Source organism: Chryseobacterium carnipullorum (assembly GCF_900142785.1).
GTDB lineage: Bacteria > Bacteroidota > Bacteroidia > Flavobacteriales > Weeksellaceae > Chryseobacterium > Chryseobacterium carnipullorum.
On the sequence record NZ_FRCD01000010.1, the window covers coordinates 143007 to 161226 of the forward strand.

At 38.5% G+C, this 18220-nt stretch carries 14 protein-coding genes; 8 read left to right on the plus strand and 6 right to left on the minus strand.

Annotated elements, in window-relative coordinates; genetic code table 11:
* The first annotated feature begins 40 nt into the window (after nucleotides 1-40).
* The 3 genes from miaA (at nucleotide 41) to BUC06_RS12775 (ending at nucleotide 1912) form a co-directional block, all read left to right on the plus strand.
* A complete protein-coding gene (gene miaA / locus BUC06_RS12765) occupies nucleotides 41-952 on the plus strand; it encodes a tRNA (adenosine(37)-N6)-dimethylallyltransferase MiaA (protein WP_073334399.1) in 912 nt (303 codons plus the stop codon).
* 142 nt (nucleotides 953-1094) lie between these two features.
* On the plus strand, nucleotides 1095-1265 hold the full coding sequence (locus BUC06_RS23850; RefSeq protein WP_164466105.1) for a hypothetical protein: 171 nt from the start codon (nucleotides 1095-1097) through the stop codon (nucleotides 1263-1265).
* 38 nt (nucleotides 1266-1303) lie between these two features.
* Complete coding sequence (locus tag BUC06_RS12775) at nucleotides 1304-1912, plus strand: hypothetical protein (protein ID WP_228423724.1); 609 nt, start codon at nucleotides 1304-1306, stop codon at nucleotides 1910-1912.
* 61 nt (nucleotides 1913-1973) lie between these two features.
* On the opposite strand, the gene BUC06_RS12780 is transcribed toward BUC06_RS12775, so the two are convergent.
* The 4 genes from BUC06_RS12780 to BUC06_RS12795 form a co-directional block, all read right to left on the minus strand.
* A complete protein-coding gene (locus BUC06_RS12780) occupies nucleotides 1974-3386 on the minus strand; it encodes an efflux transporter outer membrane subunit (RefSeq protein WP_073334402.1) in 1413 nt (470 codons plus the stop codon).
* Nucleotides 3387-3515: 129 nt separating this feature from the next.
* The gene (locus BUC06_RS12785; protein WP_073334403.1) at nucleotides 3516-6695 is read right to left on the minus strand and encodes an efflux RND transporter permease subunit; all 3180 of its coding nucleotides are present in this window, start codon (nucleotides 6693-6695) and stop codon (nucleotides 3516-3518) included.
* A 7-nt stretch (nucleotides 6696-6702) separates the two neighbouring features.
* Nucleotides 6703-7896 carry an efflux RND transporter periplasmic adaptor subunit gene (locus tag BUC06_RS12790; protein WP_073334404.1) on the minus strand — a complete coding sequence of 398 codons (1194 nt, stop codon included), beginning with the start codon at nucleotides 7894-7896 and terminating at the stop codon, nucleotides 6703-6705.
* 358 nt (nucleotides 7897-8254) lie between these two features.
* Entirely contained in the window at nucleotides 8255-8851 is a 597-nt protein-coding gene (locus BUC06_RS12795) for a TetR/AcrR family transcriptional regulator (RefSeq protein ID WP_073334405.1), read from the minus strand.
* Between the two features lie 156 nt (nucleotides 8852-9007).
* On the opposite strand from BUC06_RS12795, the gene BUC06_RS12800 reads away from it, so the two are divergent.
* Nucleotides 9008-9562: a thioredoxin family protein gene (locus tag BUC06_RS12800; RefSeq protein WP_073334406.1), complete on the plus strand. Its 555-nt coding sequence runs from the start codon at nucleotides 9008-9010 to the stop codon at nucleotides 9560-9562.
* Between the two features lie 119 nt (nucleotides 9563-9681).
* On the opposite strand, the gene BUC06_RS12805 is transcribed toward BUC06_RS12800, so the two are convergent.
* Nucleotides 9682-10587, minus strand: coding sequence for an AraC family transcriptional regulator (locus BUC06_RS12805; protein WP_073334407.1), 906 nt, complete (start codon nucleotides 10585-10587; stop codon nucleotides 9682-9684).
* A 123-nt stretch (nucleotides 10588-10710) separates the two neighbouring features.
* Between BUC06_RS12805 and BUC06_RS12810 the strand changes: the two genes are divergently transcribed.
* Genes BUC06_RS12810 through BUC06_RS12820 form a run of 3 tightly spaced genes read left to right on the plus strand, consistent with a single transcriptional unit; the run spans nucleotide 10711 to nucleotide 15898 of the window.
* On the plus strand, nucleotides 10711-11940 hold the full coding sequence (locus BUC06_RS12810) for an MFS transporter (RefSeq protein WP_073334408.1): 1230 nt from the start codon (nucleotides 10711-10713) through the stop codon (nucleotides 11938-11940).
* Between the two features lie 2 nt (nucleotides 11941-11942).
* Nucleotides 11943-13421 (plus strand): trehalase family glycosidase, encoded by a 1479-nt coding sequence (locus tag BUC06_RS12815; protein WP_073334409.1) that lies wholly within the window; start codon nucleotides 11943-11945, stop codon nucleotides 13419-13421.
* A gap of 20 nt (nucleotides 13422-13441) precedes the next feature.
* The gene (locus tag BUC06_RS12820; protein WP_073334410.1) at nucleotides 13442-15898 is read left to right on the plus strand and encodes a TonB-dependent receptor; all 2457 of its coding nucleotides are present in this window, start codon (nucleotides 13442-13444) and stop codon (nucleotides 15896-15898) included.
* Between the two features lie 170 nt (nucleotides 15899-16068).
* On the opposite strand, the gene BUC06_RS12825 is transcribed toward BUC06_RS12820, so the two are convergent.
* Nucleotides 16069-16707: an MBL fold metallo-hydrolase gene (locus tag BUC06_RS12825; protein ID WP_073334411.1), complete on the minus strand. Its 639-nt coding sequence runs from the start codon at nucleotides 16705-16707 to the stop codon at nucleotides 16069-16071.
* A gap of 69 nt (nucleotides 16708-16776) precedes the next feature.
* Between BUC06_RS12825 and BUC06_RS12830 the strand changes: the two genes are divergently transcribed.
* Nucleotides 16777-17991: a type IX secretion system plug protein gene (locus BUC06_RS12830; protein WP_073334412.1), complete on the plus strand. Its 1215-nt coding sequence runs from the start codon at nucleotides 16777-16779 to the stop codon at nucleotides 17989-17991.
* Nucleotides 17992-18220: the final 229 nt, after the last annotated feature.

The following is an 18220-nucleotide window of genomic DNA, read 5'->3' on the forward strand; positions in this document are numbered from 1 at the left end:
ATTCCATATGACCTTTAAAAAACAAATAAATAAACTACATATGAAAAATTTGATTTCTGTTGTAGGACCCACTGGAATAGGCAAAACGAGACTGGCAATTGATCTGGCCAACCATTTCAATACGGAAATTATTTCGTGTGATTCCCGTCAGTTTTTTAAAGAAATGAAAATAGGAACGGCGTCGCCCTCGGAAGACGAACTGGCACAGGCACCTCATCATTTTATTGGGAATCTTTCAGTTAAAGAATACTATTCTATCGGTCAGTATGAGGAAGATGCTTTAAAAAAACTTAATGAACTTTTTGTTAATCATGACACCGTCATTTTGGTAGGTGGAAGTATGATGTATGAAAAAGCGGTTATTGAAGGTTTGAATGACCTGCCTGAAGCTGATGAAAACAATCAGAAAAAGTTACAGGAAATCTTTGACACGGAAGGAATCGAAAAACTTCAGCAGATTTTGAAAGAGCTCGATCCCGAGTATTTCGGAGTGGTAGATTTTCACAATCACAGAAGACTTTTACGGGCTATTGATGTGATCTGGCAGACGAATAAAAAATATTCCGAGCAGATCGCTGTTTCACAGGATTCCAGAGATTTCAATGTGATCCGGATAGGAATTGAAGCGTCCAGAGAAGATCTGTATGACAGAATCAACAGAAGGGTAGAGGTCATGATGGAGAAAGGACTTTTGGCAGAAGCGGAAGTTCTGGAGGAATTTAAAGATCTGACAGCTTTGAAAACGGTTGGATATGCAGAATTGTTCAAATATTTTGATGGAGAATGGGATCTTGAGTTTGCCGTTTCTGAGATCAAAAAAAACAGTCGAAGATACGCAAAACGCCAGCTGACATGGTACAGGAAAGCTGATGATATTCATTATCTGCAATTGGGCTATTCACAGGAAGATTTTGAAGAGCTGCTTCAGTGGATCTCTGAACAGGAAAAATAATTTTTTATAAATATTATGGTTTAACCCATTGATATTCTATGTGGTTCGTGTTTTTTTTGTGTTGTTTTATATTAAAAAAAACTGTTACTTTGTTCTGATAAAAGATATCGGATTTATATTTATACAATCAAAAGCAAAGAAAATGGAAAATAATCAGGTTAAATTGTTAAAGGCTCTGGCTAAAAGTATAAGAGCCGAGAAGAAGGATAGAACCAAGATTTTAACCTCTTTGCAGTCTGCTAAAATTCTTACCAAGAATGAAAATTTTACTGGCACATACAGTAATTTAAAAAGAGTTGTTTCCACTAAATAATATTCTTTCTAATGCTTTACAGTAGCCGTCCAAATTTAATGATTGGATTTCATGGGTGCGATGAGTCTGTTAGAAACGAACTGGTTAATAATCCTAATAAAATCAAAAAAAGTCAGGAAAAATTTGACTGGCTAGGGAATGGTTTTTATGTATGGGAAAATAATTTTGAAAGAGCATTAAAATGGGCTGAAGACAAACTTGAAAGAGGTACTGTAGCCAATCCGTCTGTGGTTGGAGTAATTTATCAGTTAGATTATTGTTTGGATTTCACAGACTCTCAGTTTATTGGGGTATTATGTGATTATTATGAACTGCTTAAAACTGATTTAGAATTTACAGGAAAAAAATTACCCCAGAATAAGGATGTGAAGAGAGATGCCCACCAGGATTTAGTATTAAGAGAACTTGATTGTGCCGTCATAGAATATCTGCATCAAAAAATTGAGGATGCAATAAAAAGAGATGAAGAGGAAAAAGGGTTTAGCGAGATCAGGAGATTTGATACTGCCAGAGGAATTTTTACGGAAGGTGGGCCAGCCTATGAAGGGGCTGGCATACAAACTAAAAACCACATCCAGATTTGTATCAGAAATTTGAATTGCATCAAAGGGTTTTTCATCCCTAGAGAAACAGCTAAATTTCCTTAAAAATAAACAAAATGCGATCCCTGAATCAGAGACCGCACTAAAAACAATATAATTAAATTTACTACTTCCAACCGCCACCAAGAGCTCTGTAAAGATCTACAATACTGCTTAGTCTCTGTCTTTTTACAGAAGCAAGATTGAGTTCAGCCTGCAGAGAATTCCCCTGAGCTGTAATTACTTCCAGGTAATTGGCCATACCGCCTTTGTAAAGCATTTCTGCACTTTTTATTCCGTTTTTCAACGTGGTTACCTGTTCTTTTGCTTTTTGTTCCTGAACTTTTAGGCTTTCGTTAGACACCAAAGCATCGGAAACTTCACCCACAGCATTTAAAACCGACTGACGGAACGCCAATACATTTTTCTCTCTTTGGATTTTAGCCACATTCAGATCTGTTTTCAATTGTCTTTTCTGGAAAAGAGGTTGAGTAATTCCTCCCAATACAGATCCGAACAAAGATGCCGGAATCTGAAACCAGTTATCGATTTTAAATGAATTCACTCCTCCGTTTGCTGTGATTTTCAAGGCAGGATACATATTAGCCTGAGCTATCCCAACCATTGAATTGGATTCCAGCAAAACCAATTCCTGCTGACGCACATCCGGACGACGGCTTACCATGGCTGCCGGAAGTCCTGCGGAAATATTCTGGGGAAGAGAAGTGTCAGACATTTCAATCGTTCTGTTGACTTTATTTGGATTTTCACCCACAAGGATACTCAAAGCATTTTCCTGAATGGCAATATTCTGTTCCAATTGAGTGATCAAAAGTTCTGTTAACTGTTTCTGAGCGGTTGCCTGCTGAACGCCTAAAGAAGTGGTATCTCCGCTTTGCCACATTTTTTCAGTAATGGAAAGGGTATTGGTGCTCAATTCCAGATTGGATTTGGCAATCTGGATCTGTTTATCAAGCATTAATAAATTGTAATATCCCTGTGCAATAGCTGCTACTACCTGGGTCTGTACTGCTTTTGTAGCTTCATAAGTCTGCAGATACTGCATTCTTGAAACTTCCTGCTGATTTTTGATCTTTCCCCAGATATCTGCTTCCCACGAAAGATTGAATGCTGCATTATAATCTTCAACGTGACTCTCACCTAAAAATGAATTCAGGCTTTTCCCGTTCATACTGTTTTCTGAAGGTTTTGAAATTTGTGCCGAAACACCAAAACCTACATCAGGGTACTGAAGATATTTTGCCTGTTTCAGCTTTTCCTGTGAAGAAGCTACCTGTTTTAAAGCAATCTGAAGATCGTAGTTATTTTTAATTCCTTTTTCAATCAATCCCTGTAAAATAGGATCGCTGAAAAACTGTTTCCATTCCAGATTGGCAACGCTTGCTGTATCAGCCGTAGCAGTGTACTGGAATTTTTCCGGAAGCTGAAGGTCCGGCTCCGTGTATGCCAGTTTGGACACACATGAAACCGCGCCTAAAGCCAATATAAGGGTGAGAATAAAATTCTTAATTCTTTTCATAGTTTTAAATAGACTTTTAGTTGAAAACAAAACTTTGAGAAGGTTTTATTAATGCAAAGAGGTCTTTAGTAGGAGAATACTTTGCTTTTATTGAACCATTAATATCTCAAAGTTTTGATATAATATATATTAGTGAGCAGTGGCCAGAAGTTCTTCCTGTTGTTTTTTCAGAAGTCTTTTCTTTTTTCTGCTCGGCATTTTTTCATGCAGATACTGGAAGATCACATACATTACCGGAATAATGAAAATACCGAATACCACCCCTGTAAACATTCCCCCTACGGTACTGATACCGATAGAATGGTTACCTTTTGCAGCAGCTCCCTGGCTCCAAACCAATGGAAGCATCCCGATAATAAAGGCAAATGAAGTCATCAGAATAGGTCTCAAACGTAATCTTGAAGCCTGAAGAGCAGACTCAATCAATGTTTTTCCTGCCTTTCTTCGCTGTACGGCAAATTCTACAATCAAAATCGCATTTTTCGCAAGAAGCCCGACAAGCATGATCAAACCAACCTGAACGTAAATATTATTATCAATTCCAGCCAGTCCCGTGAAAGCAAATACTCCGAAAATCCCTGTAGGAACTGTCAGAATAACAGCAAAAGGAAGAATATAACTTTCATATTGGGCGGCTAATAAGAAATACACAAATAATATACTTAAGAAGAATACAAAGGCCGTTTGTCCCCCTGTCTTGATTTCTTCACGGGTAATTCCTGTCCATTCATATCCGTATCCTCTTGGTAATGATTTCTGAGCTACTTCTTCAACTGCTTTAATCGCATCTCCGGTACTGTAACCTGGTTTTGGAGTTCCATTAATCGTTACTGCGTTGAAAAGGTTATTTCTGGTTACAGTTTCAGGTCCGAAAGTTCTTTGTAAAGTAACCAGGGTCTTTACAGGAACCATTTCGCCTGATTTATTTTTAACATAAATTCCTTCGAGAGAATTCGCATCGGTACGGTAAGGAATATCTGCCTGAGCCATTACTCTGTAATATTTCCCAAATCTGTTGAAATCTGAAACGAAACTACTTCCGTAATAGATCTGCATAGTCTGCATCAACTCTGTTATAGAAATGCCCAATTGATTGGCCTTATCAGCATCTACATCAATCGTGTACTGAGGATTTCCTGCTGCATACGTCGTAAAGGCGAATGCAATTTCCGGACGTTTCATCAGTTCTCCGATGAAAGCCTGAGTGGTTGTTCCTAACTGTTCAAATGAACCATTGGTTTTATCCTGAAGCATGAATTCAAAACCGGAAACGTTACCAAAACCTTGTACGGTAGGGAAATTGAAGAAGAATGCGTTGGCATCTTTTACCTGCGATACTTTACCTGTTAAGGCAGCAGCAATTTGGTCAGGATCTTTCATTTCGCCACGGTCTTTATAATCTTTAAGCTTAATAAATCCTGCAGAATAAGGAGAAGCGTTGGCATTACTGATAAAGTTCATTCCATCGGCTACCCACAGGTGCTTCATGGATTTTTCAGCATTAACAATTTTATCAATCTGCTCAGTAGCCCGGTTGGTTCTGTCCAGTGAACTTCCCGGAGGAGTATTCACTGCATACAAAACAAATCCTTGATCTTCCGTTGGAATAAATCCTGTAGGGGCTTTATTGATCAGGAAAACACTTGCAGCAATGATCACGGCCAGACCTCCCACGGCAACCCATTTGTTTTTGATTAAAAACTTAAGGCTGTAAATGTACTTTTTGGTCATATTATTAAAGGCCACATTGAATGCGTTGAAAAACTTCGCTCCAAAACCTTTTTTATGATTATGCTCACCATGTTCTCCCTGAGGGTCGTTAAGCAATAATGCACAAAGAGCCGGACTCAATGTTAATGCATTGACTGCTGAGATCATGATCGCAATGACCAATGTAAAGGCAAACTGTCGGTAGAAAACTCCAGCAGGGCCCTGCATGAATCCAACCGGAATAAATACGGCACACATCACCAAAGTAATGGAAATAATCGCACCTGAAATTTCACTCATAGAGTTGGTGGTGGCTTGTTCCACCGGCATTCCTGTCTGTTCCATCTTGGAATGGACGGCTTCAACCACAACGATCGCATCATCCACCACAATACCAATGGCGAGTACCAGTGCGAACAGTGTAAGCATATTGATACTGAATCCAAATAATTGAAGGAAGAAGAAGGTACCAATAATGGCAACCGGAACCGCAATGGCCGGAATCAAAGTAGATCTGAAATCCTGAAGGAAGATATACACGACAATAAATACCAGGATAAATGCAATCACCAAAGTTTCTACCACCTGATGAATAGAGGCATCCAGGAAATCTTTAGAGTTGTACATAATGATCGGCTTTACTCCTTTTGGAAGGGTCGTTGAAAACTGATCGACCTGTTTTTCAATTTCAGTCAGAATTTCATTGGCATTGGAACCCGCCGTTTGAAGGATCGCGAACCCTGCTACAGGTTTACCGTCCACTCTGTTGGCTGCTGTATAAGTATAGGAACCGAATTCTACTCTTGCAACATCTTTTAATCTTAAAAATGAACCGTCATTATTGGCTTTAATCGCAATGTTTTCGTAGTCCTCGTTTTTGCTTAATTTACCTTTATACTTTAAAATATATTCGTAGGTTTCCTTACTTCCTTGTCCAAGACGTCCTGGCGCAGCTTCAAGGTTATGGTCTTTAATTGCTGCCATTACTTCCTGTGGAGAAAGATTATTAGCGGCTAACCGGTCCGGTTTCAGCCAGATTCTCATCGAGTAATCCCTCGTTCCGAAAACCTGTGCCTGAGCAACCCCCGGAATACGCTGTATCTGCGGAATAACGTTGATTTTAAGATAGTTTTGAAGAAACAGTTCATCATATTGCTTAGGATCATCACTTGACAATCCCATAAACATGATCATACTGTTCTGTACTTTCTGTGTGGAAATTCCGGCCTGAACTACTTCCTGAGGAAGCTGGCTCATGGCTTTGGAAACCCGGTTCTGCACGTTTACAGCAGCATTATCTGCATCTGAACCCTGCTTGAAAAACACACTCAGGGTCATAGTACCGTCATTACTCGAGTTGGAAGTCATATAAGTCATATTCTCAACGCCATTCACTGCTTCTTCAATAGGAACAGCAACGGAGCGGGCGACAACTTCTGCATTCGCACCCGGATAAAATGCGGTAACCTGAACGCTTGGAGGGGCAATGTCGGGAAACAGCGTAATTGGCAGGTTGAATACCGAAAGAGCTCCCAGCAATAGCAGTATAATGGAGATGACCGTTGAAAGTACCGGTCTTTCTATAAATTGTTTTAACATAAGAAGTTTATTTTTTTAAGTCTTCCGTATTCGAAATAGAGGACAAAGGTTTAGCTCGCAATAAGCTGTCAGATGAAATCGCTTTCGGCTTTATAGAAGCTCCATCCTTTAAGCTTCCAATTCCTGTGTATACGATTTTCTCTCCCGGAGAAATTCCTTCAGAAATAAAGTAATAGCTTTCCGTTTTTCCGGAGATTTTAATCGGCTTGCTGGTTACTTTGTTGTCTTTACCTAAACTATAGACATAGGTTTTATCCTGAATCTCAAAAGTAGATTCCTGAGGAATGACAACGGCATTGGAAAGCATCTGAGGCATACGCACTCTTCCTGTATTTCCTGTTCTTAAAGAGCCTTTTGTATTGGGGAAAATAGCACGAACGGTAATGGCCCCGGTGGTTTTATCAAATTGTCCGTCTACAATACTCATTCTTCCTTTTTCAGGGTAAGTACTGTTGTCTGCGATGATAAGATCTACCATGGGCATATTCTTCAGTTTTTCATCTAAAGTTGCTCCGGGATACTTATTCTGAAACGCAATAAAATCCAGTTCACTTAAAGAGAAGTAAGCATAAATTTGGCTGATATCCGATAACAAAGTCAATGGGCTCGGGTCTGTTCTTGAAATAAGGCTTCCTTTTTTGTAAGGAATTCTTCCGATATATCCGCTCACAGGGGCAGTAATGGTCGTGAATCCTACATTGATTTTAGCGCCTCCTACCGATGCTTTTGCCAGTGATGCGGCCGCTACAGCGGCTGCGTAATTGGCTTTTGCCGTTTTCATCTGTACATCGGAAACTACTTTGGCAGCTACTAATGGCTGAAGTCTGTCAACTTCTACTTTAGCTTTTTGGATATTGGCATTGGCTACCTGTAAATTGGCCTGAGCCATATTCATTTGCTCACCATAGGCTCTTGAATCTATTTTAAATAATGGCTGTCCGGCTCTTACATAAGAACCTTCTTCTACGTAGATCCTGTCCAGATATCCATCGACCTGAGATCTGATTTCTACGTTGTTTTTACCTTCCAGTGCGGTAGGGAATTCCTGATATGTTGTAGCTGGAGAGGTGATCACGGTGTAAACCGGAAGCTCCGGAGCAGGCGGTGCTGCATTGGAACCTTCTGCTGCTTGGGTACAGTTTTGCAAAAGGATAATACTTGATATAAGTACGATAAACCTTATTTTTCCAGGTATTTTCATTGTGGGTTTAATTTTTTAATGAAGTGTTAGATTTAAGTAATAGTGTTCGTTTAATGATTTCTGTTATTTTTCCTAACGGTGTTAATGATAAGGTCAAAAAAAAATCAGAATTTTTAATAACGGAGTCAGATCGTCATTTTCATAATAGCTGTCTATTTTTTTAATGTAGGTTGTATAAAAGATGAGGTGTATTAATCATGTGTTAATTTAACTAACAGTGTTAAGCTTTGTGTTAGAGGCCTCCATAGATTTTAGATGATCGTTTTCATTGTTACTTTTTTTAGTTTTTTAAACGGATATTTTATAGATATCTGATGTTACTTTTCCTAACGCTGTTAATTTTTGATTCAAAAAAAATTTACAGAGACTTAACGAAAGCTGAAACAGTTTCGTCTAAAGTTGTTTTATTCATTGTGGAAGGAATATCGGAATTTCGCATCATCATAATAGAGATCAGACCGTGCACCGCCGAAAATAAAGCGTGTGACATATGACAGGCATTGTCAGGATTAGATCCATTCTTTGTAATGATATTGAGAGTGCACTCATAGATGAGGTCCTGAAATGATGAAAACTCTTCTTTCATCTGACCCTTACCGCTGCACTGCATCCCCAAACCGAACATTAACTGATAATATTCTTTATTTTTAAAAGCAAAATTCCAATATGCGTCTACGATAGCAGTAAGCTGCTCTTCAGGAGTTTCAAATTTGCTCTGCGCTTTTAATAATTCTATATGAAGGCAGTGAAAGCCATTGATAGAAATTTCATACAAAATCGCCTCTTTGTTCTCAAAATAATCATAGACTACAGGAGCACTGTATTCAATGGCATCGGCAATCTTTCGCATTGACAACGAAGCCCAGCCCTCTGTTTTGGCCAAACCGAAAGCCGCCTGCAAAATATTTGCACGGATGGATTCTTTCTCTCTTTGACGACGTTCATGTAGGCCCATGATATTTATTTACTAACAGTGTTAGCAAAACTACAAACTTTTCGATATAACTTCCAAATAATATTTGATAATTAACATTTAACGCAAGTTTATAAATTCGCAGATTGGCTTATATTAAAAGAAGCTTTATATTTGCCGTTAAAGAAAATAAAGGATATGAATACTCCCTCAAATATGTTGGCTCTAGGAACGAAAGCTCCGTTTTTCGAACTTCCGAACCCTTCAAAAACTAATGAGATCCAATCTCTGGACGAACTGAAAGGAGAGAAAGGAACACTGGTGATCTTTATGTGTAACCATTGTCCGTTTGTTCTTCACGTGATCGATAAGATCAACGAATTATATGAAGACTATAATGAAAAAGGAATTGAATTCATTGCCATCAATGCCAATAATGTAGAGAAATATCCGGCTGATGCTCCCGAGAAAATGATAGAATTCCAGATTGAAAGAAATTTTGATTTCCCTTATCTGTATGACGAAAGCCAGGCAGTAGCAAAAGCTTATGATGCAGCCTGCACACCGGATTTTTATTTCTTTGATGATAAATTAGACCTTATTTACAGAGGACAGATGGATGATTCAAGACCCGGGAACAATAAAGATGTAACCGGAGAAGACCTGATCATCGCTTTCGAAAATCTTTTGTTGGGCGAACCACAGGAAGAGATCCAGAAGCCAAGCATGGGATGCAATATTAAATGGAAGTAATATGATGAATGGTTGAATATTTTTAACCGTCATATATATAAGTATAAAGCTGTTCTTTTTTAAGGACAGCTTTTTTTACCCCCTAGTAAGATTTAAAACCTTGCCAGGGATAAGAAAAATTAAAAGCTGGCTTTAAACTTAACCTCATTCTCAACTTTCAAATCCACACTCACCTTATTATGAGAATAATTCTTGATAAACTCAGAAGGCGTCTTCTCTGTATACTTCTTAAACATCCGGTTGAAATAAGTCACATTATTAAACCCGCAGCTGTAGCTCGATTCTGAAATACTTTTATCCTGAGCCATCAGCATACAGGCTTTATTGATACGGTAACGGTTCACAAATTCTGTAAAAGTGATCTGGGTTGCTTTTTTAAAAAAATTACAAAAGGCTGGCAGTGTAAGATTGGCTAGTTTGGCCACATCTTCAATATTGATTTCCTTATCATAATGATGTTCTACGTAAGTGAAAATGTTCTCCAGTCTTGTTTTATTTTTTGAAATAATGGTGTAGGGCATAATTTCCTTGTTCAAGAGATCATAATCCTTACATTTTGAAAGTTCAAACAAGATATCAAGCAGCAGGAGGTATCTTTTGTAGCCCTCCGATTCCAGCATCAGTTTCAGCTTGGGGAGCATTAATTTTTTGATCTTATGGTGAAAATGAATTCCGTATTTGGAAAGTTCAAGCAGATTTTTAATAGATCGGGCTTCCACTTCCTGTTCCGGAAACTGAAGAATCTCTTCTCTGAACTGGAGCACAATTTCTTCATGCGGATCTGTTGAATTTAATCCAAACCCTGAATGAGGAATATTGGAACCTATTAAAACCAGATCTCCGTTGGTATAATTGCTTTTATGATAGCCGACGTGGCGGGTTCCGTTCCCGGAAATAACACAAACCAGCTCGATTTCGGGATGATAATGATATTCCCATTTGAATTCGCTGATTGGTGAATTGTTGTGTAATGTACGGAAGGAGCTCTTTTCACTGGCTACTATTCTTTCAAAACTAACTTTCATTTCATTAATCGTATTTAATCAATAAAAATACTAATTATATTAATATAGTTCAAATATTGATTTATTGTGTTAAATTAATGTTAAGCGAAATGCATCTATCTTAGCCGACAAGAAATGATCTCAATGAAAAATTTCAACATTAAAGCGGTATTGTTTTTAAATTATTTTGTTTTCGCGATTCTTTTGAATTCCGTGGGTACAGTTATTCTTCAGGTACAGCAGAACTTCGGAATATCAAAATCTTCAGCCAGTATTCTTGAGGGTTTTAAAGATCTTCCGATTGCCATATGTTCCTTTATTCTGGCCTCATTTCTACCCAAAATAGGGATCAAAAATTCAATGCTTGCCGGGCTTTTTCTGGTGAGTTGCATGTGCTTTGTAATGCCTTTCGCTGATGATTTCTGGTTTTTCAAATTGTTATTTGCAATTGTAGGAATTTCATTTGCATTAATAAAGATATCAGTTTTCACTTCTATTGGTCTTGTAACGGATACAGATAAGGAGCATTCAAGCTTTATGGGCTTTCTGGAAGGGTTTTTCATGATTGGGGTACTGGCAGGAAATGTACTTTTCAGTTTGTTTATTGATGATCATAATCCAAAATCTACCCAATGGCTGAATGTATATTGGGTTCTGGGAGCTGTTTCAGCATTGTCATTTCTGTTCCTGTTCTTTTCAAAACTGAATGAAACCGAAGCCAGAAGTGAGAAAACCGATTGGTTAGGCGATCTGAAAAACAGTATCAGTCTGTTCAGTTATAAAAAAGTATTGTTTTTCCTTTTGTGCGCCTTTTTGTTTGTACTGGTAGAACAGAGTTTTCAGACATGGACGCCTACTTTTTATAAAGAAATTTTAAAACTTCCGACTTCTATGAGCATTCAGGCCGGAGCCGTTTTAGCCGGAGCTTTTGCGCTGGGAAGATTTCTATCAGGCTTTTTCTCTAAAAAATTCAGCTGGATCTATGTGGTTTCTTTCTGTGTAATTGGTTTTGCGATTAGTATTGTTTTAGTTTTACCATTAACCCATAATGTCCAGATTGATGAAGGAACAGGCTGGTTTAATGCACCTCTTGTCGTGTATTTATTTCCATTGATGGGAGGTTTGCTGGCACCGATTTATCCAAGCATCAATTCTGTGATCCTGGCATCCATACCAAAATATTTGCACAGTGCCATGTCCGGATTGATTGTTGTTTTTTCTGCGATCGGAGGGACCATCGGCTCAATGATCACAGGTTTTGTCTTCCAGGAATTCAGTGGACAACAAGCATTTTATCTTTCATTGATACCGCTTTCACTGCTGATCATCTCAGCCATTTTCATGAATAAATTAAAAATAAATCCTAAGAAATAATAATGAATAAACAGTTTTACATAAACGAAATTCAGACTCTTTTTGATGATGTACAAAGAGCAAAGATCTTTGAAGACCAGAAGATGATGACCGATGCCGTTCCTTTGTTTCCTGTTTCGGAGATCAATGCGGAATATGAAAAGAAAAAAGGACATGAAGGATTTAAACTGAAAGATTTTGTGACGGAAAATTTTGATTTTCCGGGTGCGAACGTTTCAGTGCGAAAGGAAGATCATCTGCCTGTTGTGCAGCATATCGAAAAGCTTTGGGATGAACTTACCCGTACTGCGTATGAGGAAAAAGGAACCCTGTTGAAGCTTCCGAAACCCTATATCGTGCCCGGAGGTCGTTTTAATGAGTTTTTCTATTGGGACAGCTACTTTATTATGCTCGGACTGCAGGCATCGGGAAGAATAGAAATGATGGAAAATATTGTTGAAAACTGTTCTTACTTAATTCAGAATGTCGGCTTTGTTCCGAATGCGAGCAGAACTCATTTTCTGAGCCGTTCACAGCCACCTTACTTTTCGCTGATGCTGGATCTTGTTTTTGAAACCACGCATGACGAAAAAATTTATACCCGATATCATGATACTTTAGAGAAAGAATATGCTTTCTGGATGAGTGGGGAAGAGCGTTTGGATAATACTTCCAGCTTGAAGAGAGTCGCAAAAACCAAAAACGGCGATTTACTCAACCGCTATTATGATGCAGACAATACACCACGTCCTGAAAGTTATCTTATCGATATTGAAGATAGTGAAAATACAGGAGAGGAATTTTACAGAAATATAAGAAGTGCCTGCGAATCCGGCTGGGATTTTTCCAGCAGATGGTTTGCAGACGGAGAACATATACAGACGATAGAAACACTGAATATTGCAGAAGTAGATCTCAACAGCCTTTTATGGCATTTGGAGAAAACACTTGCAAAATCATCAGCGCTTCTGAATCTGGCAGAGAAAGAAAATTATTTTACTCAAAGAGCAGCCGTACGCAGACAGATGATCGATACCTACTTTTGGGATGAAAAGACGGAATTTTATAAAGATTATCACTTAAAAAAACACACAACTACACCGTCTGAACATATTGCTGCTCTTTATCCATTATTTTTAGGCCTGGCAGACCAGAAACAGGCAGAGTCTGTGGCTAAAAATATTGCAGAGAAGTTTCTGTATCAGGGAGGTCTTGTCACCACCACAAAAAAAACCGGCCAGCAATGGGATCTTCCGAATGCATGGGCGCCCTACCAATGGTTAGGCTTTAAAGCAATGAAGAATTATGGTTTCGATGAACTGGCTGAGGAAATCAAAAATAACTGGTGCAACAATGTGGAAAGGGTATACAGCAACACCGGAAAATTAATGGAAAAATATAACGCGTTAGACACTGAAACCATTGCGGGAGGCGGAGAATACCCGAATCAGGACGGATTCGGATGGACGAACGGGGTCTATCTCAAATTAAAACAAAACTAACTCTATAAAAATCATATGCTATGAAAAAAAAATCGATCTTTTTAATGGCTGCCACCGCTACGCTTTATTTTAACAACACGTATGCCCAGGAAACTCCACAGGATAGCATCAAGACGTCTTCTATAGACCAGATTGTTATTACCGGGAACTCCGGCCCAAAAAAGAAAATAGAATCCAGTACCGCGATTTCTACGTTTAGCGCAAAAGAAATCCAGAAACAGAATCCCATCAGTGCTGCCGCTCTTTTACAGAGGGTTCCGGGGTTTGCTGTGGAAACTTCCGGTGGGGAAGTGGGAAATAACCTTTTTGCCAGAGGTATTCCTTCCGCAGGAGCATACGAATTTGTACAGGTGCAGGAGGACGGACTTCCGGTTTTTGAAGACGGAGCCCTTCAGTTTGCCAACGCAGATAATTTTTTCCGGGTAGATAATTCGGTGAGCCGTCTGGAAGCTCTGAGAGGAGGTTCAGGTTCCATTTACGCGAACAATTCTCCGGGAGGTTTGATCAACTTTATTACCAAAGAAGGAAGCAATGACTTTAAAGGAACGGCTAAACTGGAAACCAGTACGTACGGATTGATGCGTACCGATATGAATTTAGGCGGAGCTTTGGTGAAGGATAAACTATTCTTCAATGTCGGAGGGTTTTACAGAACGGATAATGGAATCAGAAAAACGGGATTCAGAGCCAATAATGGTGGACAAATCAGAATGAATCTTAAGTATGTCTTTGATAAAGGCTATGCTAAAGTGTATTATAAAAAACTGGATGACAGGAATACATTCTACCTTCCGATTCCTTTACTACAAGATGGAAACGACCTTAAAGAATTTCCTGGTTTTAATGCAAACTATGGAACCTACAGCTACAGAGGTGTAAGCCAGCTTAATATTCCACAGGCCGGCGGCGGATTTTTTAAGAGAGATCTTGAAAATGGAATTCACCCAAAAGTAGATGTGCTGGGCGCAGAATTTAAATATGATCTTGGAAATAATTTCAGCGTTCTAAACAAGACGAGATACACCAATATCAACATGGAATATACGGGAATGTTCCCTGCAGGAGCTCCTAAACTGGCTTCTGATTATGCAACTAAACCTGTTAGTGAAGGTGGTTTGGGAATGAGCAATTATCAGTATTCTTTGGTGAGTAATGGCTCTGTAGTGAATCCGCAGTATATACAGAAATTAGGATTCTGGGCTATTGATAAGCAGATGAATAATTTCGTTAATGATTTACAGTTGAATTATAAATTTGATAAAGGAAGTGTGACGGCAGGTTTCTATAAATCCAACTGGAAATCTCATCAATATTGGAACTGGAGTAATGTTTTAGCGACAGCTTCAGACAGGCCAACGCTTTTAAACCTTGTCAATCCATCGATAAGCCCTTCAGGTGCAGGATATTCTCAGACCTATAATGGGGTGAAAGATATGTCTTTTCTGATCAGAGATTCACAGATCCAGGGAAGTCTTAATGATGTTTATCTGAATTTAGATTATAATGTAACAGATGCTTTAAGTCTTAACGGAGGAATGCGTTACAGCCGTGATTACTATAAAGGATATGGAGTCAATACCACAACAGCGAATCTCAATAACTCTGGTTTAACGACTGACGGAACCCACAGTTTTGTGACGACTACAGCAGATGATAATATGGCGGTGCTGGGTAATAAGTATACCTACTGGAACTATGATATCAATAAAGTATCTTATACATTGGCGGCGAATTATAAGCTTAACAAAGGAAATGCAGTATATGCACGTTTCTCTCATGGTTTCAGATCTCCGAATGAAGAAGCTTATTATAATAATATGTCGGATCTGAGCGCTATCAAAGCGGTTGATACCAATCAGCTTGAAGTAGGATACAAATATTATTCACGTACTTTCGATATCGGAATTATTCCTTTCTATTCTACCCTTAAAAATCTTTCATTTACTGATGTGTTCTCAGACGGAACTTCAGAAAATAAATTTGCTAACACAACCAATTTCGGGGTAGAAATCGAAGGATACACAAGACTGTTCAATAATATTCTTGAAGTGACTTTCAACGGGACGATCCAGAATCCCAAATACAAAGATTTTGTAGGAAAAAATGCAGACGGAACTACCTTTGACTATGATGGAAATACGGTAAGAAGAATGCCTAAGTTCTATTTCAATATCTCTCCTGCAGTGAATATCACTAAAGAATGGAGAGCTTACGTAAGCATGAACTACTACGGGAAACGTTTCCAGAACGAAGGAAATACGGATGATAATATTCTGCCTTCATTCACTGAAGTGGGTGCCGGAATGTCTTATCAGTTAGGAAAAATACGTTTTGCAGTAGACGGAACGAATATCTTTAACACCATTGGTATTACAGAAGGAGATCCAAGATCCCAGATTACCCCGGGAACGAATATCAGAATGGCAAGACCCATTATGGGCGCTGCTGCAAGAGCATCCATCACACTGGATTTTTAAACTTATATTTATTTTCTTCATAAAAAAAACCGTCAGGAAATTTTCTGGCGGTTTTGCTTTTTTGTCGAAAGGAACTGAGTGATAAGAATCAAGATTTTAGGCATCAGATACTGGATATGAGACCTCATACACTCTAAAACCCTCATACACTCAAACTCCGCATCGCGAAACTATTTGAAAAACGGATTATACTCTTTCTCAAAACCAATCGTCGTTGGATTTCCGTGTCCAGAGAATACCTGCGTCTCATCATCAAGAATAAAAAGTTTGTTTTTAATTCCATTGATTAATTGCTCATGATTTCCTTTATAAAGATCCGTTCTTCCGATGCTTCCTTCAAACAAAACATCACCCGAAATCATGAAACTTTGATTTTCGTTATGATAAACCACGCTTCCCGGAGAATGTCCCGGAACATGATAAATTTTAAACTTTTCTCCGTCAAGATCAAGAACTTCACCTTCACTGATGTAGGTGATATCTGCTTTTACGGGATCAACTGAGAATCCAAATCGCATTCCGCTGACCTGAAGCATATCCAAAACTTCCTGGTCCTCCTGATGCATATAAACAGGAACTTTGAAGGTATCAAAAGCCCATTGAAGACCCAAAACGTGATCAATATGAGCGTGGGTCAAAAGAATCTTCTCTATTTTCAGCCCGTTTTCAGAAATAAAACTTTCAATCGCTTTGGTTTCCTGCTCATTCATATTTCCCGGATCGATCAGCCAGGCATTTTTATTTTCATTGTAAAGGATATACGTGTTTTCGCTGGCAAAATTAAATACGAAGCCTTGGATCTGAAGCATAATTGTTTTTTTTATTTCAAAAATACGATATTATTAAGAAAATCCCGATTTTTCGTTATCTTCGTCATAATGAAAACTTTGCGAATACTTTTACTTTCTTTGGGCGGACTGGTTTTTGGACAGAATATCCAGAGTATCCAGCTTTTTAACCCTCAGACGAACGATGAAACGCCTGTCATAAAATTTGGAGAACAGCTGATTTTAAGCTTTGATGACCTTACCAATGCCAGTGAAATCTACAGATACACTCTTAAACATTACGATAGAAACTGGAATGATGACAATCTGTTTTTTACAGAAATTGCAACGGGAAGTCTCAACGGGCTTTTAGATCAGTTTCAGTATTCTTTTAATACGTTGCAGCCTTATACCCATTATAAGCTTACCTTCCCGAATGATAAAATTCAGCCGAAGATCTCTGGAAATTTTGAACTGATCGTTTATAAAGATTCTGCAGACAAACCATTGTTCAAAAGACGCTTTTATCTGGTGGAAGATGCGGCATCTGTTGCTTTGAATATCTCTAGGATCGCAGACGCCAAAAATCCAAATGTCAATCAGAGAGTGGAGGTGAAAGCAACCTCAAAAGCCGGAGACCTTTCTTCCAATGTGAATTCTATGACTTTGAATGTCATGCAGAATAACAATCCCAATGTAGTGGTTAATAACCTTAAGCCAAGTGCTACTTTGGGAAATCAGCTGCTTTTTCAGCAAATGAATTTAACATTTCCCGGAAATAATGAATTCTATTATTTCGATAATAAGAATATGAATATGGCGGCAGACATGGTAAGAGCTACAGAATTGAAGGACGGTATTAATCAGACCTACTTGCATCCCGTGTGGGCTTTCCCTCTCAATTACCAATACCAGCCAGATGTTAATGGAGCATGGTATTACAGACGAAATGATCTGGGACTGGAAAGGAATGCGGAAAGGGAGGCTGATTATTCTTGGGTGTATTTTTCTTTAGATTCCGATCCTGTGGATAAGGAGATCTACGTGATGGGTGGTTTTAATAATTTTCAAGCCGGCAAAGAAAATCTGATGCAGTATGATGCGGCCAATAAAAGATATGTAGCCAGAATATTTCTGAAACAAGGTTTCTACAACTACATTCTAGCGACCAAAGAAGGCGACGGATCGCTGAACTTCGGAGAGATCAATGGTAATTTCTGGCAAACAGAAAACCTGTATCAGGGCTTTTTATATTATGCTCCTTTCGGACGTAATTATGACGGATTGATGGGATATGGTGAATTCAGAACGCCTATTGGGAAATAGTTTTGGGTGAAATGAATGCTTTTGGTAAAAAAAAATTCCTGGAATAGTAAAATAAATAGATTAAAATTATATACAGCAAAACCATTTCGCAAGAGATGGTTTTTTTGTGAAACGATGATGAATAAATCATTTGCGATAAATCAGAGAGTCTGTTCATTAATTAGATACAATGCAAAGCATAGTGAAAAATTAATTCACAATTATTTGATTTGCATTTAAAATTATTCAT

Coding starts and splice junctions, on each gene's coding strand:
- miaA (WP_073334399.1), top strand. CDS start 41: ATGAAAAATTTGATTTCTGTTGTAGGACCCACTGGAATAGGCAAAACG.
- BUC06_RS23850 (WP_164466105.1), top strand. CDS start 1,095: ATGGAAAATAATCAGGTTAAATTGTTAAAGGCTCTGGCTAAAAGTATA.
- BUC06_RS12775 (WP_228423724.1), top strand. CDS start 1,304: ATGATTGGATTTCATGGGTGCGATGAGTCTGTTAGAAACGAACTGGTT.
- BUC06_RS12780 (WP_073334402.1), bottom strand. CDS start 3,386: ATGAAAAGAATTAAGAATTTTATTCTCACCCTTATATTGGCTTTAGGC.
- BUC06_RS12785 (WP_073334403.1), bottom strand. CDS start 6,695: ATGTTAAAACAATTTATAGAAAGACCGGTACTTTCAACGGTCATCTCC.
- BUC06_RS12790 (WP_073334404.1), bottom strand. CDS start 7,896: ATGAAAATACCTGGAAAAATAAGGTTTATCGTACTTATATCAAGTATT.
- BUC06_RS12795 (WP_073334405.1), bottom strand. CDS start 8,851: ATGGGCCTACATGAACGTCGTCAAAGAGAGAAAGAATCCATCCGTGCA.
- BUC06_RS12800 (WP_073334406.1), top strand. CDS start 9,008: ATGAATACTCCCTCAAATATGTTGGCTCTAGGAACGAAAGCTCCGTTT.
- BUC06_RS12805 (WP_073334407.1), bottom strand. CDS start 10,587: ATGAAAGTTAGTTTTGAAAGAATAGTAGCCAGTGAAAAGAGCTCCTTC.
- BUC06_RS12810 (WP_073334408.1), top strand. CDS start 10,711: ATGAAAAATTTCAACATTAAAGCGGTATTGTTTTTAAATTATTTTGTT.
- BUC06_RS12815 (WP_073334409.1), top strand. CDS start 11,943: ATGAATAAACAGTTTTACATAAACGAAATTCAGACTCTTTTTGATGAT.
- BUC06_RS12820 (WP_073334410.1), top strand. CDS start 13,442: ATGAAAAAAAAATCGATCTTTTTAATGGCTGCCACCGCTACGCTTTAT.
- BUC06_RS12825 (WP_073334411.1), bottom strand. CDS start 16,707: ATGCTTCAGATCCAAGGCTTCGTATTTAATTTTGCCAGCGAAAACACG.
- BUC06_RS12830 (WP_073334412.1), top strand. CDS start 16,777: ATGAAAACTTTGCGAATACTTTTACTTTCTTTGGGCGGACTGGTTTTT.